The sequence below is a fragment of the Amycolatopsis sp. MJM2582 genome (assembly GCF_000754115.1).
GTDB lineage: Bacteria > Actinomycetota > Actinomycetes > Mycobacteriales > Pseudonocardiaceae > Amycolatopsis > Amycolatopsis japonica.
Genome location: NZ_JPLW01000001.1, coordinates 1,626,011 through 1,647,542 on the forward strand (window position 1 = coordinate 1,626,011; position 21,532 = coordinate 1,647,542).

Here is a 21,532-nt window from a genome sequence, read left to right on the forward strand (position 1 = left end):
CCCCATGCGCGTGCTTGCCTTCCTCGACGGGACCCTGGCCGACCCCGAAGCCGCCCACCTGCGGGTGGACGATCTGGGACTGCTTCGCGGCGACGGCGTGTTCGAGACGATCCTCGTCGTCGACGGACGGCCCCGTGAGCTCCGCCCGCACCTCGAGCGACTGGCCCGTTCCGCGGCCATGCTCGACCTGCCGGAGCCGGACCTCGCGGTCTGGGAGCGCGCCGCGCAGACGGTCATCGACAACTGGTCCGGCCCCGCCGAGATCGCGCTGAAACTGGTGTACACCAGGGGAATCGACGGCGATCCGGAGGCGAAGCCGTTCGGGTTCGCGCTCGGTGTGGAGATCGACGAGAAGGTCCAGCGGGCCCGCGTCGAAGGCGTCGCGGCGATCACCCTCGAGCGCGGTATCGAGGCCGACCTCGCCGAGCGCGCGCCGTGGCTGCTGCTGGGCGCGAAGTCGATTTCGTACGGCGTCAACATGGCGGCGTTGCGGGAGGCGGGCCGCCGTGGCGCGAGCGATGTGATTTTCACCGCCGCCGACGGTTCGGTCTTCGAAGGACCGACGTCCACGGTCGTCCTCGCGAAGGACAAGACGCTCTACACGCCGCCGGCGACCATCGGCATCCTGCCGGGGACGACGCAGGCGGCACTGTTCCGCGGCGCCGAGCGCGCGGGCTGGTCGGTCAAGGTCGAGCCGCTCAAGGTCTCGGACCTCACCGCGGGCGAAGGACTGTTCCTGGCCTCGTCGGTCCGCAAACTGACCCGGGTGCACACGCTCGACGGCGTCGCGCTCACCGACTCCAGCGCGATCCACGCCGAGCTGGCCGCCGCGTACGAGAGCGAGTACGCGATCAGCTGAGCGTCGCGCGCAGCTTGGCGATGGTGCGAAGGATCTCGTCCCGGTGCTTGGCCGTCGTGAGCCAGGCGGGCAGCCGGGCGACCAAGGTCATGCCGGGACGGTTCCCGAGCCCGCGTTCGCGCAGCTTCGCCGCGACGAATCGTTCGAGCAGGTCGAGGTGACGTTCGTGGAACGCCCAAAGGGTGTTCCCGCCACAGCAGTCGGCGCGCAGCCAGAGGGGTTCGCGGAAGAACGGGTCGACCGGGCGGTTCCACCCGAGGTAGTCGGGCTCGGGGCGAAAGCGCACCAGAGCGCAGCCGACGCAGGTCAGCCGTTCGTGAGTGACCGAGGCACGGCCCGAGCAGCGTGGACAGACGACCAGGATCGGCTCGGCGGCAAGGTGCCTGAGCCGAATCTGCGGATCGCGGAACCGCGGGCCGTCCATCAGCCGAGCGGGCTGATGATCAGCAGGTGCGGCAGGATCTCCTCTTCGCGGTAAGCCGCGATCTTGTGGTGCCCGTCGAGGATCACCGCCGCGTCGGTCGTCTCCAGTACGACCGCGACCGGCCGGTGCCCGCTCTTGATCGCGGTCCGGTAGTAACCGACCCGGGACACGTCGGCGGGCGGCCAGTCGGCGCTCGGGGTCAGGTAGCGGTCCTCGGCCAGCCGTTCGGGTCCGGTGACCTGGTACTCGCCGTCGGCGAAGAGGTCGAGAAGCGGGCGGAGCGTGTCGCCGAGCGGACGCCGCATCTGGCCGGTGGCCAGCGCGATCCGCAGCGACTGCGGCAGTTCCGGTTGGGTTGGTACCGAATTCGTGTCGATGACACCCGTGCCACCGTCGACCTTTACCTGTTCCACATCCTCGTGGACGAGTGAAAGCGGAGAAGGGTTCCGGGTCTGGCCTGCGCGAGGGCCGGGAGTGACGCCTGTCTCACCACGGCCGCCACCGGATAACCACCGGTAGTCGGATGATCCGCCAAGAACACCACCGGCAACCCGTTCGGCGGAACCTGCACGGCACCGGTCAACAGGCCCTCGCTCGGCAGTTCCCGCTCCGCGTATTCGCGTCCGCGGGTCAACGCGGGGCCGTCGAGCCGGAGCCCGACGCGGTTGGATTCCGCCGTCACCGTCCAGGTCTTCGCGAGCCCCGCCGCCGGATCCTCGAACCAGTGCGCGCGCGGGCCAGGATTCACCCGCACGACCAGTTCCGCCGGTGCCGTCGTGGGCAGCACGACGTCGGCACCACCGGACACGGACGACGGGCCGAGCGGCAGGACGTCGCCCTTCTTGAGCGGCGCGGGGCCGATCTCCGAAAGGACGTCCCGCGACCGGCTGCCGAGTTCCGCGTCGACCGTGATGCCGCCGGAAACCGCCAGGTAGCACCGTAATCCGGTGGCAGGCGCGCCGACCGCCACGACCTGTCCCGCCGCCAGCCACACCGGAGCGTGCGAGCCGACGGGTCGCCCGTCCACCTCGACGGCGACGGAAGGACCGGTCACCGCGACCGTGCAGGACGTCGTCGCGCGCAGCCGCAGCCCGCCGAGCAGGCATTCCACGCCGGCCGCGTCCTCGGTGTTGCCGACGAGCCGGTTGGCCAGTTTCAGCGCCGGGACGTCCAGCGCGCCCGACGGAGGTACGCCGAGATGCGCGTAGCCGGGCCTGCCGAGATCTTGGATCAGCGCGAGCGGGCCGGTCTCGACCACTTCGAGAGACCTCATCCGGCGCTCCGGAACCGCACGCGGTCGCCGGGCGCCAGCAGCGCGGGCCGGTCGGAGCGGGGATCGAACAGCACGGTCCGGGTGTGCCCGATCAGCCGCCAGCCGCCGGGCGAGACGCGCGGGTACACGCCGGTGAACTCGCCCGCGATACCGACCGAACCCGGTGGCACGCGAGTGCGCGGAGCGGGCAGCCGCGGCTGCCGGAGTGGCTCGGGAAGTCCGGTCAGGTAACCGAATCCGGGCGCGAACCCGGTGAACGCCACGGTGTAGACGGCGCCGGTGTGCAGCCGGACGACGTCCTCTGTGGACACTCCGGCGTCCCGCGCGACGAGTTCGAGATCCTCGCCGTCGTAGGTCACGTCGAGGGTGATCTCGCGGGATTCGCCTTCCGGCGGGTGGTCGAGGTCGGCGTCCGCCAGCAGTTCACGGACGGCCGCGAGCGCGCCCGACCCGGGGGTTTCCACCACGAGCAGGCTGCGCGCGCCGGGAACGAGTTCGGTGACACCGTCCGGACGCGCGGAGGAGATCATCGCGTGCGCCGCCATCGACTCGGCCAGGGAAGCGCAGTCGAGCAGGGCGGCGTGCTCGCCGTAGGCACGCCACCGCATCGGAAAGTACGTCAGCCCACCACGCGACGCAGCAGCGCCGACGTGTGCGGCTGCAGCTCCTGGCCCATCATGGCGCGCTCCTCGACGTAGCCGAGTTCGCCGTTGACGATGCCGTAGAGCCGCTGAGACGCCGTGACGTCCTTGGCCGTCGAGGTGCGGACGACCGCGTCGGTGCCCAGTTCCCAGGCCGGGACCGAGGCCTTGCCACGCGGCTTGCCGTAGAAGAGCTCCACGATGCCGGTGTTGTGCGTCAGCAGCAGCTCGATCGTGTCGTCGGCCTGCGGGCGCCAGAACCCGGATTCGCGCGCGGCGGGACGGATGACCTTGCCGTCCTCGTCGAGCAGCCAGGCACGCGCCTCGTGCGTGAGGAACGGGCGGCCGTCGTGCGCGATGGTCAGCTGCATGCCGAATCGGTACGGGCCCTCGATGGTCGGGTAGTCGACCTCGCCCTCGCCGCGCCACACGCCGACGAGCGGCAGGAGCGCCAGGCAGGCGTCGTTGAGGTTCGGGCCCTCGCGCAGGTTCGCGGTGTCGCCCGGGATGGGCATGTCGTCGAACTGCGGAAGGTTCCGGTCGCGCGTGCTCTCCGCGCGCTTTTCCGCGGCCTGGATGGCCTCGTCGCCACTAGCCGTCATGGGTCAGCGCTGGTCCGCGTAAAGCCGGTAGACGACGTACACGGCGAACCAGGTGATCGCGACGCCGGCGAGCACCAGCAGGGTCGTAAACAGGATCTCCACGACACGCACCTTAGTCGCTACCTGCCCTGACAGGCCTGCCGAGGTCGCGTGGCAGTGCCCACACGCGCGTGAAGGCCCCCTTCCCGCGGCTGAGCCGAGGGAAGGGGGCCTTCACGCGCGAAAACGTCAGGCGACCGAGATCGCCAGCTGGTGCACGCCCGGTCCCTGGGCGGTCACCGAGGCCTCGCCGTTGCCGGAGCGGTGCAGCGCGCGCACCGTCCAGTCACCGGGGGCCGCGTAGAAACGGAAGTCGCCGTCGGCCGACGAGACCACCTCGCCGGTGAAGTCACCGCCGCCGTCCAGCAACCGCACGAAGGCGCCGCCGACGGGGCCGTCCGAGCCGGTCACCTTGCCGGCCAGCACGACCTGGCCGCGGGTGTCGTAATCGGCGGGGGTGGCCTCCTGGACCGGCGCGCCGCAGCTGTCGTCTGCCATCACTTAGCTCCCAACTCGACCGGCACGCCGACGAGCGAGCCGTATTCCGTCCACGAACCGTCGTAGTTCTTCACCTGGTCGTAGCCGAGGAGCTCGTGCAGCGCGAACCACGCGATGGACGAACGCTCACCGATCCGGCAGTACGCGATCGTGGACTTCGACTCGTCGAGGCCCTCGTCGGAGTACAGCTCCTTGATCTCTTCCTCGGTCTTGAAGGTGCCGTCCTCGTTGGCGACCTTCGCCCACGGGACGTTCAGCGCGCCGGGGATGTGGCCCGGGACCTGTGACTGCTCCTGCGGCAGATGCGCCGGGGCGAGCAGCTTGCCGGAGAACTCGTCGGGGGAACGCACGTCGACGAAGTTGCTCTTGCCGATCTCGGCGACGACCTCGTCGCGGAACGCGCGGATCGACAGGTCCTGCTCCTTGGCCTGGTACGTGGTCGGCTCGCGCTTGACCTCGTCCGAGTTCAGCTCGCGGCCGTCGAGCTCCCACTTCTTGCGGCCGCCGTCGAGCAGCTGCACCTTCTCGTGGCCGTAGAGCTTGAAGTACCAGTACGCGTACGCGGCGAACCAGTTGTTGTTGCCGCCGTAGAGGATCACGCGGTCGTCGTTCGAGATGCCCTTCTCGGACAACAGCTTCTCGAAGCCCTCCTTGTTGACGAAGTCGCGGCGGACCCCGTCCTGCAGGTCCTTGCGCCAGTCGAACTTCACCGCACCGCGGATGTGTCCGTTGTCGTACGCGGTCGTGTCCTCGTCGACCTCGATGAACACGACACCCGGGGTGTCCAGGTTCTCCTCGGCCCACTGGGTGGTGACCAGGACGTCTTCACGGCTCATGGAGCTGACTCTCTTTCTGGGTTAGGACGCGCGAGGGCTGGGGCTGAAACGCTTGATGAGCAGGTACATCTCGCAACCGAGACAGAAGTTGAACGCCGCGTTGAGGAACGCCGCGAACAGCGCGAACGCCGTGGCGACGAAGCCGAGCGCGGTCAGGCCGGTGGCGAAACCGACGGTGCCGACGACCGCGAACACGAACCCGACGGCCTGCGCGAACCGCAGCGGGGCGGCGTCTTCGCGTTCGGTCGTCGGGCCGAGCCGCGGCGCGATCAGGTAGCGATAGATCAGGGAGTACGGCGCCGGCTTCAGCCCGACGAAGGCACCGATCGCGAACACCACCGCCTGCGCCGCGAGCAGTGGCCACCACTGGGTGATGAGCACGACCGCGAGCACGATCGTCGTCAGGATGGCGGCGAAACGCGGACCACGGGGGTCGACGGCCGGTCCTGCGGACATGGTTCCTCCTGCGAACGAGAGGGAAGGAGCCGCGTGCCGGACGGGCACGCGCAGGCGAGGTTCAGCGAACGCCGGGACACAGGCTGCTGCGAACGCGGCACAGATCCACTGCGCGGCGCTGGGTCAGCAAGGTTCGGGGCAGCCTGTTCACGGGCACGAGGGTACGCAGAGCTCCCTCAGGTTGGGAACCGTGTTCACACCTTGGGACGCTTCCCAAAATTCGGGATCAGGCGTTCGCCAGATGGGGCTTCAGGGCTTCGAGAAGCTCCTGACCTCGGGGAACGCCGCCGACCCGGAAGACCTCCCTGCCGTCCGGGGTCAAGGCCAGCGTCGTGGGAGTCCGCAATATCGAAAGCGCCTGGGCGACTTCGGGGGTTTCGGTGACGTCCAGATCGACGTGCGTGAGGCCGTCGGTCTTGTCCGCGAGCGCCGAGAGGATCGCGCGGGTGTGGCGGCACGGCGCGCAGAAGGTCGTCGAGATCTGGACCAGGGTGACACCTTCGGGCGCGAGGGCGCCCGAGACGCGGCCGGGCAGGGTGGGCGCGCCGGGTTTGGCCGCGCGGATCCGGCCGTTACGCGCTCGCATCAGCACGCCCGCGACCCCGCCGAGCACCAAGACACCCAGCAGCACCCACACTCCGGTCATCCGCAAGTCACCCCTGAGGCTTCGCTCCGCTGAAGGCCACGTTCTTGCCTTCACCCTTGATGGTCACCGAGCCGCTGTTCACGCGCACCGAGGTCGGCGTCACCGAGAACGGCATCGCGCCGGTGTCGATGGTCGCGTTGAAGTTCGGCAGCAGCGCGTCCTGTACCGCCTGGGGAACGACGGTGGTCTCCTTGTCATTCCCGAACTGCAGCCGCTTCGGCTCGAGACGGATCTTCTGCCCGTCGAGTTCGATCATCGCGAAGCAGAAGATCTCCACCTTCTGCCCGGCGATCTGGACGTTGCCCGAAACCCGGATCCCGGCGCTGGCGGTGTCCACCGGCTCGCCGTTCTCGTTGGTCGCCGTCGGCTTCGTCTCGCCCTGGCCGCTGTCGCCGTTGCGGACGTAGTCCTCGGTGACCGGTTCGATCTTGAGGTTCTCGATCTTGTCCAGCGGCGCCTGCCGCGCGATGTCGGCGGCCTTGATCGTCACCTCACCCTTGAGCGTGCCGATGACGATCGACTTCGTGTTGCCGGACGTCAGGTCCGACAGCGGCGCCGTGACGTCGCTCATGTCCGCGTTGAAGTCCACGTCCCTCAGTCGCGGCGGAACGGCGACGCCCTGGGCGTTGATGGTGATGTGACTGTAGTCACCGGAAAGGGCCTGGGTCAGGAACGGGAAACCGTGCACCGTGACCGCCGGATCGTTGGCCAGGTCCAGCTGTTCGCGGGCCTTCTGGGAGATCGTGTGCTCGGCGAACGCCGCCGCCCCGAAATCGGCGCCGACCAGCAGCACCACGAGCACCGCGAGGGCGATGAGCCAGCCCCGGCCACGGCGCTTTCCTCGCTTGGCGGACCGCCCCGGAGAGGGTCGGTCGTCCTGCGCCACGGGCCTGCTCACCATTGCGTCGATTCTCCTTCGTCAACCTCTTTGGCCAGGTGTGATCGATCCAGCACGGGGTAGGTCCCCGGCTGTTCACCCGCTATTCTCACTAAGCACCGGCAGTCGCCACGTTCGAGGCGGCCACGATCCGAAGGCGGTGCGGCGATGAGCCTGGACCTTCTGGTACTGACCGCGGAAGCAGATGCCACCACGGTGTTGCCCGCCCTGGATCTGCTGCCCCACACCGTACGCGTCCGTGCTCCGGAAGTGACCGCGCTGCTCGACGCCGGCCACCGCGACGTCATCGTCCTCGACGCGCGCGCCGATCTCGCCTCCGCGAAAAGCCTCTGCCGTCTGCTCAAGGGCGCCGGTGAGGACGAGACCTCCACGCCGGTCATCGCCGTCGTCGGCGAAGGCGGACTGGTCGCGGTCAGCGCGGAATGGCGCACCGACGACATCCTCCTCCCGACGGCCGGTCCCGCCGAGGTCGACGCCCGGTTGCGGCTGGTCACCACCCGCGACGGCAGTGCCGCGCAGGTCGACGCCGAACTCCGCGTCGGCGACCTCGTCATCGACGAAGCGACCTACACCGCGAAGCTGCGCAAGCGCACTCTCGAGCTCACGTACAAGGAGTTCGAACTCCTCAAGTACCTGGCACAGCACGCCGGCCGGGTGTTCACCCGTGCCCAGCTGCTGCAGGAGGTCTGGGGTTACGACTTCTTCGGCGGTACGCGCACGGTCGACGTCCACGTCCGGCGTCTGCGCGCGAAGCTGGGGCCGGAGCACGAGCAGATGATCGGCACCGTGCGCAACGTCGGCTACAAGTTCGAGCGTCCCTCGAAGGGGGCGGCCAAGCAGGCCGTCGCCCCGGACTCGAGCGTCTACGAGCCGAGCGAGTTCTCCGCGCACTGAGTCCCCCTTCCTGTCTGACAAGACGTCCAGGCGGGTGCCGGGTTCCCGGGTAGGGTCGATTTCATGCTCGATCTGGCTTGGACCGGTGAACCGGACACGGAAGAGATCCACGACTTCCTCCTCGCCGTGCGCGAGGCCGACGGCCGCCCGGAGGACTCCGGGTTCGACGGTGGGCGGCACCTCCTCGGCCGCGTCGACGGCGCGTTGGTCGCGTACGCGCATCTGGACACCGAGGGCGACTCGCACGGCAACCAGGTCGCCGAACTGTTCGTCCACCCCGCGCATCGCCGCTCCGGCCACGGCAGGGCGCTCACCAGGGCACTCGTCGAAGAGACCGCGGGGAAACCGCTGCGTGTCTGGGCGCACGGCGACCACCCCGCCGCGGTCCATCTCGCCGGGACCGAAGGTTTCGAACGCGCCCGCGAACTGCTGATCCTGCACGCCGACGTCGAAACGGCCGACTGGCCGGAGCCCGTGACACGCGAAGGGGTCACGCTGCGCACGTTCGTCCCCGGGCAGGACGAGGAAGCGATGGTGCGGGTCAACGCCCGCGCCTTCGACTGGCACCCCGAACAGGGCGCGCTGACCGCCGACGAGGTCCGCGCGACCGAGAAGGACGCCTGGTTCGACCCCGAAGGCTTCTTCCTCGCGGAGGAGAACGGCGAGGTCATCGGCTTCCACTGGACGAAGGTCCACGAGGCGGTCCCCGGCCGGTTCGGCGGCGAGCCCGCCGGCGAGGTCTACGTCGTCGGCATCGACCCGGACGCGCAGGGCGGCGGCCTCGGAAAGGCCCTCACGCTCGCCGGGCTGCGGTATCTCCGTGATCGCGGACTGGGGCAAGTGATCCTTTACGTCGAAGGGGACAACGCGCCCGCACTCGCCGTGTATTCGAAGCTCGGCTTCACCCGATACGAGGTAGACGTTCAATACGCACGGTAACGGCGTTCACACGGGCGGCACTTGACCGGTCACGGAGAGCAGACGCGCAGGTCACGGGCGGGACACGGGTCACTTTCGGAGTAGTCGCGCTGCTCACATCGGCCGCCTTGTTCACTTGCCGTTCACCCTTAGACGGTCGCCTGTCCACTGTCGGTGCTTAATGTCCGGGTCCGGAAGGAACGCTCCCGTTCCACCGATCCGGCGAAAGTCTCCCAGTGGAGGAAATGCAGTGAAGATCATGCGGCCCGCGGGCGCGATCGGCATCGTGGCCACCGCCGCCCTCGTGCTCGGCGCTTGTGGATCCGACCCGGCGGCGACCAAGCCCGGCAGCACGGGTGCCGCCGCCGCTCCGAGTGGCGCGGCCAACGTCGAATGCGGCGGCAAGAACCCGCTTTCGGCCGAGGGTTCGTCCGCCCAGAAGACCGCGGTCGACATCTTCGTGCAGGCTTACGCCGCCAAGTGCTCCGGCCAGAAGGTGAACTACAACCCCAGCGGTTCGGGCGCCGGCATCAAGCAGTTCAACGCGAACCAGGTCGACTTCGCCGGTTCGGACTCGCCCCTCAAGGACGAAGAGGCCGAGAAGGCCAAGGCCCGGTGCGCCTCGGACGCGTGGAACCTCCCGCTCGTCATCGGCCCGGTCGCCGTCGCGTACAAGGTTTCCGGGGTCGACAAGCTGACCCTGACCCCCGAGGTCACCGCCAAGATCTTCAACGGCGGCATCACCAAGTGGAACGACCCGGCCATCAAGGCGGTCAAGGGCAACGAGAGCGTCAACCTGCCGGACAAGGCCATCCAGGTCATCTCCCGCACCGACGAGTCGGGCACCACCGACAACTTCCAGAAGTACCTGAAGGCGGCCTCGAAGGGCGCTTGGACCCAGGGCGACGGCAAGAAGTTCAACGGTGGCGTCGGTAACGGTGCCGAGAAGTCCAACGGTGTGGCCAGCGCGGTCAAGGCCACCGACGGCGCCATCACCTACGTCGAGTCCTCCTTCGCGAAGGACGGCCTGAACGCCGCCCTGATCGACAGCGGCTCCGGCGGTGTCGAGCTCACCGCCGCGAACGTCGCCAAGTCCCTCGACTCGGCGAAGTTCAAGAAGGAAGGCAGCAACGACCTCGCGCTGGACCTGAACTCGATCTACTCCAGCAACGTCGCGGGCGCCTACCCGCTGCTGCTCGCCACCTACGAGATCGTCTGCTCGAAGTACGCGGACGCCGAGGTCGGCAAGGCCGTCAAGGCGTTCCTGAACGTCGCCGCCACCGACGGTCAGAAGCCGCTTTCGGACAAGGGCTACGTGCCGATCCCGCAGAGCCTGCAGGACAAGGTCCTGACCGCCGTCAAGGCCATCGCCTGACCTGTCGACGACCTCTAGGTTGATCAGTAAACAGGCTGGACAGAAGTAGTCGATGAGCGATTCGTCTTCGCCCAGAACGCCCACCGGCGACCCCGGTGGGCGTTCTGGCGTCCGCGAGACCTTCACGGAGGACCCGATTTCGGAGCAATCTGCCGCGTCACCGCCCGAGCAGTCCTCGGTGCGCCTCGCGAGCCCCAATTCCAGGACGGTGCGACCCGGTGACCGCATCTTCCAGATCCTGACCACCGGAGCCGGCGTCTTCGTCGTCTCGCTGATCGGCCTGATCGGGCTGTTCCTGCTGGTGCAGGCCATCCCGGCGCTGCAGGCCGACAACGTGAACTTCCTGACCAGCCAGGTCTGGCAGACCACCCCGGACGACATGCGCTTCGGGATCATGGGCCTGCTGCTGGTGACGGTGTACTCGTCGCTGCTGGCGCTGATCATCGCGATGCCGATCTCGCTCGGGATCGCCCTCTTCCTCACCCAGTACGCGCCGAAGCGGCTGGCGCGGCCCTTCGCCTACGTGATCGACCTGCTCGCCGCGGTTCCCTCGATCATCTACGGCCTGTGGGGCCTGATGGTCTTCGCGCCGGCGATCGAGCCCTTCTCGCAGTGGGTCAACGACACCTTCTCGTGGATCCCGCTCTTCGCGGCCGGCAACGTCTCGCCGGACCTGCGGGGCACCATCTTCACCGCGGGCATCGTGCTGGCCGTGATGATCCTGCCGATCATCACCTCGCTGTCCCGCGAGGTGTTCGAGCGGACCCCGACCCCGCATATCGAGGGCGCGCTGGCGCTGGGCGCCACCCGCTGGGAGGTCATCCGCACCACGGTGCTCCCGTTCGGCAAGGCGGGCTACATCGGCGCTTCGATGCTCGGCCTCGGCCGCGCGCTCGGCGAGACGATCGCGCTCGCGATCATCCTGACCGGCGCGGTCGGCCGCGAGTTCACCTGGAGCCTCTTCGACGGCGGCGCCACGTTCGCCTCGAAGATCGCGGCGGACTACGCGGAACTCAACAACGAGATCTCGGCGGGCGCGTACATCGCGGCGGGTCTCGTGCTGTTCCTGCTGACGCTCGTCGTCAACTTCATCGCGCGATCCGTCATCGCCAAGAAGGGGGACTGAGCATGTCCACCACGCTCGAGAAAACCCCCGCCACCACCCCCGCCTTCCAGCAGGTCAGCCTGGCGAGGAAGGTCAAGAACGGCTTCGCCACGACGTTGATCTGGCTGTCGTTCCTGATCGCCGTCGTGCCGCTGGTGTGGCTGCTCGCCACCGTGGTCATCAACGGCGTCAAGCGGATCCCGTACAGCAACTGGTGGACCGAGGACTTCGGCTCCGTGCTGTCGGACGAGGTCGGCGGCGGCGTGCTGCACGCGGTCATCGGCTCGGTGCTGCAGGGCCTGGTCTGCGCGATCATCGCGGTCCCGATCGGCATGCTGGTCGCGATCTACCTGGTCGAATACGGTCGCGGCAAACTCGCGAAGGTCACGACCTTCATGGTGGACATCCTCTCCGGTGTCCCCTCGATCGTCGCGGCGCTGTTCATCTACGCGCTGTGGATCACGACGTTCGGCCTGCCGCGCAGCGGTTTCGCCGTGTCGCTCGCGCTGGTGCTGCTGATGATCCCGGTGGTCGTGCGTTCCTCGGAGGAGATGCTGCGGATCGTCCCGGACGACCTGCGCGAAGCCTCGTACGCGCTGGGCGTGCCGAAGTGGAAGACGATCATGAAGATCGTCCTGCCGACCGCGCTGTCCGGCATCATCGGCGGCATCATGATGGCGCTCGCCCGCGTGATGGGCGAGACCGCGCCGCTGCTGGTCCTCGTGGGGTACTCCGCCTACGTGAACTGGGACATCTTCGGTGGCGAACAGGCCGCACTGCCGCTTCTGATGAACAACGAACGGGTCAGCAACCCGTTCGACGAAGGTACCGTCGCGTTCGACAGGATCTGGGGAGCGGCGCTCACCCTGGTACTGATCATCGCGATCGTGAACCTCCTCGCCATGCTCTTTGCCCGTCTTGTCGCCCCGAAGAAGAAGTGAGCTGTTTGAGATGGCCAAACGAATCGACGTCAAAGACGTGGACATCTACTACGGCAAATTCCACGCCGTGGACGGCGTCACCCTCTCGGTGCCGCCGCGGAACGTCACCGCGTTCATCGGCCCGTCGGGCTGCGGCAAGTCGACGGTGCTGCGCACGCTGAACCGTATGCACGAGGTCATCCCCGGCGCCCGCGTCGAGGGTGAGGTGCTGCTGGACGGCGAGGACATCTACGGCGCCGGTGTCGACCCGGTGCAGGTCCGCCGCACCATCGGCATGGTGTTCCAGCGCCCCAACCCGTTCCCGACGATGTCCATCCGCGACAACGTCGTGGCCGGCCTGCGCCTGGGCGGCACCAAGGGCAAGAAAGAGCTCGACGACGTCGCCGAGCGCGCCCTGCGCGGCGCGAACCTGTGGAACGAGGTCAAGGACCGGCTGAACAAACCGGGCGGCGGCCTCTCCGGTGGTCAGCAGCAGCGGCTCTGCATCGCGCGGGCGATCGCCGTGCGGCCCGACGTGCTGCTGATGGACGAGCCGTGCTCCGCGCTCGACCCGATCTCGACGCTGGCCATCGAGGACCTGATCGGTGAGCTCAAGAAGGAGTACACGATCGTCATCGTGACGCACAACATGCAGCAGGCGGCGCGGGTCTCGGACCAGACCGCGTTCTTCAACCTGGCGGGCGTCGGCCAGCCGGGGCGCCTGGTGGAGTTGAACGACACGGAGAAGATCTTCTCGAACCCGGACGAGAAGGCGACCGAGGACTACATCTCGGGCCGCTTCGGCTGATCTTTGTCGCGCGTGAAGGCCCCCTTCCCTCGGCTCAGCCGAGGAAAGGGGGCCTTCACGCGCTTGGGGGCGATCGCGGCGAGGTCGGCGTCGGTCCAGGTGGTCGTGAGTGGCGATTCGGGTTAGAACCCGAATCGCCACTCACGACCCACCCGACCGAGGCCGAACCGGCGCTGACATGACGAAGGGGTCCTTCACCGCACGAGATGCGGTGAAGGACCCCTTCGCGGGGAAAGTCCCCTTACAGCTCGTCGGGCCCGTAACCGGGCATCTTGCCGGTCACCACGAAGATCATCCGGCGTGCGACCGAGACGGCGTGGTCGGCGAAGCGCTCGTAGAAGCGGCCCAGCAGGGTGACGTCCACGGCCGCGGCGACGCCGTGGTCCCAGTTCCGGTCCATGATGACCGTGAACAGGTGCTTGTGGATCTCGTCGACCTCGTCGTCGTCCGATTCGATCGTGCGGGCGGCCTCGACGTCCTTGGACTTGATGACCTGCTCGACCTGACGGGCCAGGCTCACGCCGACCTCGCCCATCTTGGCGAAGTCCGCCTTCACCTCTTCGGGCAGTACGGGGTCCGGGTGGCGGCGGCGCGCGGCCTTGGCCACGTGCAGCGCCAGATCGCCCATCCGCTCCAGGCTTTCCGCCGCGTGGATCGCGGCGAGCACGGTCCGGAGGTCGGTCGCGACGGGTGCCTGCAGGGCCAGCAGCGCGTACGCCTGCTCCTCGCATTCGGCGCGCGCGTCGTCGACCTTCGCGTCGTCGCTGATGACCTGCTCGGCGAGCCCGAGATCGACCTCGAGCAACGCCCGGGTCGCCCGCTCCATCGCGTCGGCGACCTGGAGGGACATGCTCGCTAGGTTCTCGGCGAGCTGTTCGAGTTCGACATGGTAAGCCTCACGCATGGCCCAACCCTACGGGGAACAGGGACCAAAAGCCGCATCCCAGAGTGAACCTGACGTGAACCCGGACTAACGAATGATCCTCAGCCTGAGCTGCTGCTCTTCTTGGCGCCGCCCGACTTGGCGGAGCTGGTCGGAGGCGACGCCGTGTCGCTCGCGGGAGGCGCCGGGGCCTTCTCTTCCAGCGGCGTGTTGTTGATCAACGCGTCGAAGACGGCCTTCGCCTTGCTCTGCAGCAACACCTCGTTGCCGCGTTTGTTCGCCTCTTCGGTGGTGGGCACGGTGAGGAACTTGACCTTGTCCGAGCCCATCCCGCGCATCGACTTCGCCAGCGTCATCATCTGGTTGATGCCGAGGTTCTCGCCGAAGGTGGCCTTGGCGAACGCGTCGATGAAACCGCTGAGCTTGCCGGTGTCCAGGATGACGTCCTTCGACATCACCGTCTTCAGCAGCGCGCCGAGGAAGGCCTGCTGCCGTTTGATCCGGCCGTAGTCCGACGTCGGGTCGCCCTTGACGTGCCGCGCCCGGACGTAGTTCAGCGCCTGGTCGCCCGAGATCCGCACCTCGCCCGCCTGCGGGATGATCATGCCGAGCGTGGTGTCGTCGATCGGCTTCTCGTTGTACACGGTGACGCCTTGCACGGCGTCGACCATGGATTTGAAGCCGTTGAAGTCGATCCCGACGAAGTGGTTCATCTTCATGCCGGTGATCTGCTGGATGACCTTCGTGACGCACTGCGGGCCGCCGACCGCGTAGGCGGTGTTCAGCTTCGCGATCTTCTGCGCCGGCGAGGTCTGGTCCGAGTACGACGACGTCGCCGGGTCCCAGCGCTTGCATTCGGGGCGGCTGATCTCGAGGTCGCGCGGGAAGGACACCATGACGACGCGCTGCCGGTCCGCGGGGACGTGCGCGATCATCACCGTGTCCGAGCGGGCGCCCGGCGTGCCCTCGGCGTCGCCGACACCGTCTTCGGCGGCCGCGCCGTCACGGGTGTCGGAGCCGACCATCAGGAAGTTCTCGTCGCCGGTCTGGCCCGCGGCGTCCTGGATGTCGGCCGAATCCTCGTCGAGCGAGGCGACGGTGTTGAACTTCGCGTCGAACCAGGTCTGGGCGCCCCAAGCCGAACCGATGGCGAGGAACACGAGCGCGGCGACGACGGCGGCGGTGATCCGGCCCGCCTTGGCCGTCTGCCTGGTCTTGCGTTCCTTCTTCTCCTGCAGCCGGGTCTGCGGCGCGGACTCCTCGGAGGCCGCGGCGGGCTCGGGATCGGTGGTCGTGACCACTCGCTGCAATGCCGTGCGGGTCTGCTCCAGCAGCGCGGCGGGGCGCAGGGCGAGCCGTTCGCGGCGCTCGCGTTTCTTGGCCTCTTCGGCCTCGAGTTCGTCGTGCGCGGCGGAGAACCGGGCGAGCGTGTGGTCGATCTTGCGCTTGGTGATCGTCGCGTCGTCGATCGCCTCGAGCTCGTCGGTCATCGTGAGCCGGTCCATCTCGGACCGCGGCGGGACACCCGGCGACGGTGGGACGGGTGCCTGCTGCACCGGCCGTTGCGCCGGACGGCGGGGACGACGTGGGGGCGGCGGTACCGCGGGCTGCTGCTGCGCGCCCGGGTTGACCACGGGCGGGCGGCGCTGCGTCGGCGCTTCGGGGCTGGGCGCGGCCTGCGAAGTGCGGCGCGGCTGGCGCGCGCGAGGCGGACGCGGGGCCTCGTCGGGCTGCGGGCCCCGCGGCGGCATCTGGGCACGCGGCGCGGCGGGTTTGGCCGCGCGAGGAGCGGGCGCCGGACTCTCGGCGGGGGCGGCGGGACGAGGACGGCGAGGTGCGGGCGGCTCCGTCCGGGCGGCTCGCGCACCGGGTCTCGGAGGCTCCGGCGACGGCTCGCTCTGCCGGAGACGGCGCGGAGCGGGCGCCTCGGCGGAGGGGTCGAAGATCGGGCGTTCACCGGTATGACGTGCGACGACGTCGGAAACGCTGATCCCGCCGTGGGTGTCCATCGAGCGGCGTCGGGCCCGGCGGCCGCGCTCACCGGCAGTCCTGTCGGTGTTGCTGTGGCGACCGGTCCCCGGGGTGTGGTGCTCGTCGGGCACTCGGTCTCCTTTCAGGCCTGGCGTCGAAGCTCTTTCGTTATCGTACGGACACCTCAGGTTCGTGACGACAACCATCCCGGAATTTTCTTCACCCAAGGTACCGAGAAGCGCCGAACGGTCCATGCGATCGGGTGAGCGGTCGTGGTTAAAGCTGCGTTAAAAGGTTCGAAACCGCTACGCAGAGTGCGACCGTTGACTGTGTGAGTGGACGGCGAGTGGCTAAGCGCCCGCGGACTCCGCCGTGTTCATCGGATGCGGAATCGTGCGCGACGATTCCCTATCCCGATAGGCCACTTTGTTTCGGCCCGCCCGTTTCGCCATATACAACAAAGCGTCGGCACTGCGCAACTGCCGTTCCGGTTCGGCCGCGAGATCCGGCTCCATACGGCTTTCGTGCGCGAGCCCGACGCTGATCGTCACCGACAGACCCGGGCGGATGCGGCGCCACGGATGGCGGGCCACCCGGATACGGGCGGTGTCGGCGATGCGCACGGCGCGGGCGGCGTCGACGTCCGGGATGACGAGCGCGAACTCCTCGCCGCCGTAGCGGGCGCAGAACGCCTCCGGCGGAAGTCCCTGTTGCAGCAGGTCGGCCACCTCGCGGAGCACCCGATCGCCCACCAGATGCCCGAAAGTGTCGTTGACGTCCTTGAACAGGTCGAGGTCGACCAGCGCGATCGCGACACCGGGCGGACCGCGGTGGTCGACGGCCGGGCCGTGCAGCCACTGGTCGAGGTAGCGGCGGTTGTAGCTGGAGGTCAGCGTGTCCCGCAGGCTGCCCGCCCTGGCGAGGTCGAAGGCGGACTTGAGGTGGTGATACGCGCGCCGCCAATCACCCTGTGTGGCCAATACCCCGGCGATCGACTCGTGGAGACTGAGCAGATCGGTGGCCGGCGCGCCCGGTGGGAGCGCGGCCTCGTCGTCGGCTGCCACGCTCACCTCCGCCACGAATTGGTTTTCGTCGTATAGGAGGGATCTCTTGAGGTATGAGTACGGGCCAAAGTGAATATCCCTCAAGAGGACGACAGTTCGGCGCCATTGTCACGCACCGAAGTGTCTTTTCATAAGGACGAAAACGGCTCGGCGTCCTTGAGCTGCGAAAACTGATCTTTCGCCCAGTAACTCACGTCAGTCACATCGTCATTCAGCAACAGTGCGTAATCGTTCCAGCTCAGCCAGCGCCAGTCGCCGACCTCGTCGGGATGCGGTTCCGGATCGTCGTCCACCCAGGCGACGAAGACCGGGCAGAACTCGTTCTCGACCACGCCTTCGAACGGCGGAGTGGAGTAACGGTAGGAGGGAAGGACGCACTGGAGCCCGTTCAGCCGCGGCAGCCCGAGCTCGAAGGCGGCACGGCGCCGGACGGCCTCCTCGATGGGTTCACCCGGTGCGGGGTGCCCGCAGACACTGTTGGTCCACACGCGGGGCCAGACCTTCTTGGTGGCGGCGCGGCTGGTGATCAGCAGGGCCTGGTCGCTGCCGCGCAGCAGGTAGCAGGAGAACGCCAGGTGCAGCCGGGTGTGCTCGTGGTGCGCGGCCAGTTTGGGCGCGGTTTCGCCGGTCGGCTCGCCGTCCTCGGTGACGTAGACGATGCGTTCGGTGTCCACTTCGGTCATGTTGTTCATCGGACCCACTGAACCAGCAGGCTCGCTGTAACCGGTACCGCGACCAGAGTTACCCCTGTTAGTGGGATGAAAGGTGCTCGACGAGCAAAGATGTGACGGCTTCGGGAGCTTCCTCCACGACCCAGTGGGAGACGTCCTCGATCATCTCGAAGCGGTACGGGCCGGTGACCCGGTTCGCGGTGTCGAGCGCGGCCGTCGAACCGAAGGCGGCGTCCTCGGTGCTCCAGATGTAGAGCGTCGGAACCTCGATCGGCCCGATCTTCCCGCCGGGACGGCCGGCGCGGTACCAGTTGAGCGCGGCGGTCAGCGCGCCCGGCTCGGAGAGACGCTGAACGTATTCGTCGATCTTGCTCGGCGGCACTTTCCAGTCGAACATGCGGCGCAGCGCGTCGGCGTTGTTCTCGAGCATCCGTCGTTCGGTGACGCGGGTCTGCCGCCATTCGGTCATGTACGCCGAGCGGAGATGCTGGTCCTCGTCGGTCTTCATGGCCTCCGCCAGCGCGGCCGGATGCGGTGTCGAAATCACGGCGAGACTGCGGAGCCTGGCGGGATGCGCGTCGGCCGTCCACCACGCGACCGCGCCGCCCCAGTCGTGTCCGACGAGGTCGAATTCGTTCCACCCCAAGCGATCCGCGATCGCGATGACGTCACCGACGAGGTCGTCGATCCCGTATTCGGACGCCTGTTCCGGCCGGACGTCCGGGGAGTAGCCGCGCTGATCCGGGGCGACCGCGCGATAGCCGAGCACGCCGAGCGTCGCGACCTGGTGCTCCCATTCCACCGCGGCCTCGGGAAACCCGTGCAGCAGCAGGACGGGGCGGCCGTCCTCGGGGCCCGCCGCGATGGCGTCGAAGGAACCGGCCGCGGTGGGGATGCTCAGCTGCTCGATCACGACGCCGACTTTACGGGTCTCCGGTTTCCGGCGAGCGGCAAGGGATTGACGACGAGTGTTCGTTGATCGTCTAATGAACGCGCTGCCGATCTTCGGCCGCACTGGGGAAACTGGGGTATCACATGTCGAACAGTTGGAGGCGCCGGCTCGCCGTCGGCGCCGCTTCCGTCGCGCTCGCGGGCGGAATCGGTGTCACCGCGGCGAATGTCGCGGTCGCGCAGGAAGCACCGGTTTCGGTGCTCGGGGTCTGTGACGGCAACCCGGGTTGTCATCTCGGGCCGTACCCGACCTACGAGGCGTGTCTCATCGAGCAGAGCAACATGGCCCGGTATTACACGATCACCATGCGGTGCTTCGAGGTCGACCACGACCAGTGGAAGTTCGCCTACAAGACCAGGGGAACCTGAGTCGTGAACGAAACGCTCCCGCCGCCCGGCGGGAGCGTTTTTCGTTTCACCCGCCCGAGTGCATGTCCTCGGCTTCGGGGACGCAGTCGTCGTCCGGGTCGTCGAGCCAGCCGTGCGGCAGCGTGACCTTGCCCGGCGAACCCTGCCGCCCGCGCGGACCGGTGGCCGCGGTGGGGAACGGCGCGTCGTGGTCGAGTTTGGCGATCAGGTCGTCGAGCTGGTCCATGCTGGACAGCATCGCGAAACCGCGTCGCAGCTCCGAGCCGACCGGGAAACCCATGAAGTACCAAGCCATGTGCTTGCGGATGTCGCGCATGGCCTTGTCGTGGCCGTCGTGCTCGACGAGCAGTTCCGTGTGGCGGCGCAGCACCTTCGCGACCTCGCCGAGATTCGGCGGCGTCGGCTGCGGGCGCCCGGCGAAGGCGGCCTCCAGTTCGCCGAACAGCCACGGCCTGCCCAAGCAGCCGCGGCCGACGACGACGCCGTCGCAACCCGTCTCGTCGACCATGCGCAGCGCGTCCTCGGCGGAGAAGATGTCGCCGTTGCCGAGCACCGGGATGCTGGTGACGGCCTCCTTGAGCGCCGCGATCTTCGTCCAGTCGGCCTGGCCGGAGTAGCGCTGCGCGGCGGTGCGCGCGTGCAGGCTGACCGCCGCCGCGCCCTCCGCCTCGGCGATGCGCCCGGCGTCGAGGTATGTCAGGTGGTCGTCGTCGATGCCCACCCGGAACTTGACCGTGAACGGCACCCCCGCCTCGGCCGCGGCCTTCGCCGACTCGCGCACGATGTCGGCGAACAGCTTGCGCTTGAACGGCAACGCCGCGCCGCCGCCCTTGCGCGTCACCTTCGCCACCGGGCAGCCGAAGTTGCTGTCGATATGGTCGGCGAGCCCCTCGCCGGTGATGATGCGGACGGCCTCGGCCATCGTCTTCGGGTCGACCCCGTAAAGCTGCATGGACCTGGGCTTTTCGTTCTCGCCGAAGGTCATCATGTGCATGGTGCCGGGGTGGCGCTCGACCACCGCGCGGGCGGTGATCATCTCGCAGACGTAGATGCCGGCGCCGTACTCCTGGCACAACTGCCGGAACGCGACGTTGGTGATGCCGGCCATCGGAGCGAGCACGACCGGCGGATCGACCTCGTAGGGGCCGATCTTCAGGCTGGGCTTGCTCAGGGTGGCTGTCACGCCCTCCATTGTCGCCTGTGGTGTCTGTCACTCGCAGGTGGGCCGGGCTCCAGCGCCGATTTCCTCGCCGCGAGGGGCGGTCACCCACCATTTGATCGCGCCGTTGGCGTAGGTCCCGTCGATGTAGGTCATGCGACCGGCGGTGACCACGCCTGTGTGCTTCGGGGATCTCAATTCGATCCGCAGGTTGTAGAAGCGGTACTTCTCGGTCTCGATGACTTCGTCTTCGTCTCTCCATACGGTCAGCTCGGGGAAGTGAAGGTTTTCGAAGTGCACTGACCGGACGCCTTCGAAGAGAAGTTCGACAGGATCGGCCTGCGGCCGGAACCCGGACCGGAGGATCAACTGTGAGTGCCCGGCGCCGTATCGCCACAGCTGGAAGGTTCGCGACGTGCTGAGGAGCGTTTCGCCGGGGTTCATCCACCCAGTATGGAGAAACTTCCGGCGCGCGGGCCTGACCTTTGGCTCCCTGCGGTGACTGTGTGGATTTTGGGACGTCAGATGTCCCGAAATCCACACAGTGGTCGAGTATTCACTCGATCCGCGCGGTGTTGCGGCACCGCGAATCCGGGCGTCGGACCGTACCGATTGAGCCGGGCGGGAATCCCTAGGCTCGTCCGATGGCCGCGCTTCAAGCCTTCGCCGACGAATCCTTCAAAGAAGACGACGACGGTGGTTTCTACGTACTCGCGGCCGCGGTCCTGCCCGTCGAACGGCATGCCGAACTACGCGAAGCCATGCTGGGCATACGGGCCGAACGCACGGGAAAACTGCATTGGACCGTGCTGACCGACGGGCAGAAGCGAGCGGTCGTCAAGCAGGTCGCCGACTTCGAGGAGCTTCACCTGGTGGCGGTGGGCACTCCGGTACCGGCGCGGCGGCAGGAACGTGGCCGCTCTCTGTGCATGCAACGCCTGGTGATGGAGTTGCACGCGCTCGGCGTCGGGCTCCTGGTCGCAGAGGGCCGTACGGCCCAGCTCGATGCCCGCGACGTGCGCACAGTCCAGCAATGCCGCTTTTCCTTGCCGCGAGGCGCCGTATTCCGCATTCGGCACGTGCGTGGTGCCGATGAGCCGCTGTTGTGGATCTCCGACATCGTCGCCGGGGCCGTTCGGGCTCGAAGGCAAGGAAATCCCGACTACGCCGACCAACTGGCCGAGTGCGCCATCGAGTTTCAGGTCGACACCCGTTGTTGACCACGGACATGCGTAAGGCCAGGGTCCCGGTATTCCCCGGGTGCACCTGGCC

General features: G+C 68.0%; 26 protein-coding genes. 9 read left to right on the forward strand and 17 right to left on the reverse strand.

Annotation, left to right across the window (positions count from 1 at the left end; genetic code table 11):
* The first annotated feature begins 4 nt into the window (after positions 1-4).
* A complete protein-coding gene (locus ED92_RS07985; RefSeq protein ID WP_037334749.1) occupies positions 5-859 on the forward strand; it encodes an aminodeoxychorismate lyase in 855 nt (284 codons plus the stop codon).
* Here the strand turns inward: ED92_RS07985 and ED92_RS07990 are convergent.
* The 10 genes from ED92_RS07990 to ED92_RS08035 all read right to left on the reverse strand — a co-directional run bounded on the left by ED92_RS07990 (position 852) and on the right by ED92_RS08035 (position 7,175).
* Complete coding sequence (locus tag ED92_RS07990; RefSeq protein WP_037334751.1) at positions 852-1,283, reverse strand: hypothetical protein; 432 nt, start codon at positions 1,281-1,283, stop codon at positions 852-854. The genes ED92_RS07985 and ED92_RS07990 overlap by 8 nt on opposite strands.
* Positions 1,283-1,696 (reverse strand): hypothetical protein, encoded by a 414-nt coding sequence (locus tag ED92_RS07995; protein ID WP_037334753.1) that lies wholly within the window; start codon positions 1,694-1,696, stop codon positions 1,283-1,285. Before ED92_RS07995 ends, ED92_RS07990 begins: the two co-directional genes overlap by 1 nt.
* Complete coding sequence (locus ED92_RS08000; RefSeq protein WP_037334755.1) at positions 1,684-2,556, reverse strand: biotin-dependent carboxyltransferase family protein; 873 nt, start codon at positions 2,554-2,556, stop codon at positions 1,684-1,686. Before ED92_RS08000 ends, ED92_RS07995 begins: the two co-directional genes overlap by 13 nt.
* A complete protein-coding gene (pxpB, locus tag ED92_RS08005) occupies positions 2,553-3,164 on the reverse strand; it encodes a 5-oxoprolinase subunit PxpB (protein WP_037334758.1) in 612 nt (203 codons plus the stop codon). Before pxpB ends, ED92_RS08000 begins: the two co-directional genes overlap by 4 nt.
* 11 nt (positions 3,165-3,175) lie before the next feature.
* Positions 3,176-3,799, reverse strand: coding sequence for an FABP family protein (locus tag ED92_RS08010; RefSeq protein WP_037334760.1), 624 nt, complete (start codon positions 3,797-3,799; stop codon positions 3,176-3,178).
* A gap of 228 nt (positions 3,800-4,027) precedes the next feature.
* A complete protein-coding gene (locus ED92_RS08015) occupies positions 4,028-4,336 on the reverse strand; it encodes a DUF1416 domain-containing protein (protein WP_037334762.1) in 309 nt (102 codons plus the stop codon).
* Positions 4,336-5,172, reverse strand: coding sequence for a sulfurtransferase (locus ED92_RS08020; RefSeq protein ID WP_037334764.1), 837 nt, complete (start codon positions 5,170-5,172; stop codon positions 4,336-4,338). The genes ED92_RS08015 and ED92_RS08020 overlap by 1 nt, the downstream gene beginning before the upstream one ends.
* A gap of 21 nt (positions 5,173-5,193) precedes the next feature.
* Entirely contained in the window at positions 5,194-5,628 is a 435-nt protein-coding gene (locus tag ED92_RS08025) for a DUF4395 domain-containing protein (protein WP_037334767.1), read from the reverse strand.
* Between the two features lie 226 nt (positions 5,629-5,854).
* On the reverse strand, positions 5,855-6,274 hold the full coding sequence (locus tag ED92_RS08030; RefSeq protein WP_037336208.1) for a thioredoxin family protein: 420 nt from the start codon (positions 6,272-6,274) through the stop codon (positions 5,855-5,857).
* A gap of 7 nt (positions 6,275-6,281) precedes the next feature.
* Positions 6,282-7,175 (reverse strand): DUF2993 domain-containing protein, encoded by an 894-nt coding sequence (locus ED92_RS08035; protein ID WP_081975722.1) that lies wholly within the window; start codon positions 7,173-7,175, stop codon positions 6,282-6,284.
* Between the two features lie 144 nt (positions 7,176-7,319).
* Between ED92_RS08035 and ED92_RS08040 the strand changes: the two genes are divergently transcribed.
* The 6 genes from ED92_RS08040 (at position 7,320) to pstB (ending at position 13,192) form a co-directional block, all read left to right on the forward strand.
* Positions 7,320-8,066, forward strand: coding sequence for a response regulator transcription factor (locus tag ED92_RS08040; protein WP_037334769.1), 747 nt, complete (start codon positions 7,320-7,322; stop codon positions 8,064-8,066).
* 63 nt (positions 8,067-8,129) lie between these two features.
* Positions 8,130-9,005, forward strand: a complete 876-nt coding sequence (mshD, locus tag ED92_RS08045; protein WP_037334771.1) for a mycothiol synthase — start codon at positions 8,130-8,132, stop codon at positions 9,003-9,005.
* Between the two features lie 229 nt (positions 9,006-9,234).
* Positions 9,235-10,359, forward strand: coding sequence for a phosphate ABC transporter substrate-binding protein PstS (gene pstS, locus ED92_RS08050; protein ID WP_037334774.1), 1,125 nt, complete (start codon positions 9,235-9,237; stop codon positions 10,357-10,359).
* 208 nt (positions 10,360-10,567) lie between these two features.
* Positions 10,568-11,485 carry a phosphate ABC transporter permease subunit PstC gene (pstC, locus tag ED92_RS08055; RefSeq protein ID WP_016338002.1) on the forward strand — a complete coding sequence of 306 codons (918 nt, stop codon included), beginning with the start codon at positions 10,568-10,570 and terminating at the stop codon, positions 11,483-11,485.
* Positions 11,486-11,487: 2 nt separating this feature from the next.
* Entirely contained in the window at positions 11,488-12,405 is a 918-nt protein-coding gene (pstA, locus tag ED92_RS08060; RefSeq protein WP_037334778.1) for a phosphate ABC transporter permease PstA, read from the forward strand.
* Between the two features lie 10 nt (positions 12,406-12,415).
* Complete coding sequence (pstB, locus tag ED92_RS08065) at positions 12,416-13,192, forward strand: phosphate ABC transporter ATP-binding protein PstB (protein ID WP_016338000.1); 777 nt, start codon at positions 12,416-12,418, stop codon at positions 13,190-13,192.
* 241 nt (positions 13,193-13,433) lie between these two features.
* Here the strand turns inward: pstB and phoU are convergent, their stop codons facing one another.
* The 5 genes from phoU to ED92_RS08090 all read right to left on the reverse strand — a co-directional run bounded on the left by phoU (position 13,434) and on the right by ED92_RS08090 (position 18,694).
* Positions 13,434-14,096: a phosphate signaling complex protein PhoU gene (gene phoU, locus ED92_RS08070; protein WP_016337999.1), complete on the reverse strand. Its 663-nt coding sequence runs from the start codon at positions 14,094-14,096 to the stop codon at positions 13,434-13,436.
* Between the two features lie 80 nt (positions 14,097-14,176).
* Entirely contained in the window at positions 14,177-15,580 is a 1,404-nt protein-coding gene (locus tag ED92_RS08075) for an LCP family protein (RefSeq protein ID WP_037334782.1), read from the reverse strand.
* An 816-nt stretch (positions 15,581-16,396) separates the two neighbouring features.
* Positions 16,397-17,125 (reverse strand): GGDEF domain-containing protein, encoded by a 729-nt coding sequence (locus tag ED92_RS08080; RefSeq protein WP_037334786.1) that lies wholly within the window; start codon positions 17,123-17,125, stop codon positions 16,397-16,399.
* A 113-nt stretch (positions 17,126-17,238) separates the two neighbouring features.
* On the reverse strand, positions 17,239-17,802 hold the full coding sequence (idi, locus tag ED92_RS08085) for an isopentenyl-diphosphate Delta-isomerase (protein WP_037334789.1): 564 nt from the start codon (positions 17,800-17,802) through the stop codon (positions 17,239-17,241).
* Between the two features lie 58 nt (positions 17,803-17,860).
* Entirely contained in the window at positions 17,861-18,694 is an 834-nt protein-coding gene (locus tag ED92_RS08090) for an alpha/beta fold hydrolase (RefSeq protein ID WP_037334792.1), read from the reverse strand.
* Between the two features lie 122 nt (positions 18,695-18,816).
* Between ED92_RS08090 and ED92_RS08095 the strand changes: the two genes are divergently transcribed.
* Complete coding sequence (locus tag ED92_RS08095) at positions 18,817-19,101, forward strand: hypothetical protein (RefSeq protein WP_037334795.1); 285 nt, start codon at positions 18,817-18,819, stop codon at positions 19,099-19,101.
* A 46-nt stretch (positions 19,102-19,147) separates the two neighbouring features.
* Here the strand turns inward: ED92_RS08095 and dusB are convergent, their stop codons facing one another.
* Together dusB and ED92_RS08105 are read right to left on the reverse strand one after the other, a co-directional pair.
* The gene (gene dusB, locus ED92_RS08100) at positions 19,148-20,293 is read right to left on the reverse strand and encodes a tRNA dihydrouridine synthase DusB (protein ID WP_037334798.1); all 1,146 of its coding nucleotides are present in this window, start codon (positions 20,291-20,293) and stop codon (positions 19,148-19,150) included.
* A gap of 18 nt (positions 20,294-20,311) precedes the next feature.
* A complete protein-coding gene (locus ED92_RS08105) occupies positions 20,312-20,704 on the reverse strand; it encodes a hypothetical protein (RefSeq protein WP_052120314.1) in 393 nt (130 codons plus the stop codon).
* 200 nt (positions 20,705-20,904) lie between these two features.
* Here ED92_RS08105 and ED92_RS08110 point away from each other — a divergent pair, with 200 nt between their 5' ends.
* Positions 20,905-21,480: a DUF3800 domain-containing protein gene (locus ED92_RS08110; protein ID WP_037334800.1), complete on the forward strand. Its 576-nt coding sequence runs from the start codon at positions 20,905-20,907 to the stop codon at positions 21,478-21,480.
* Positions 21,481-21,532: the final 52 nt, after the last annotated feature.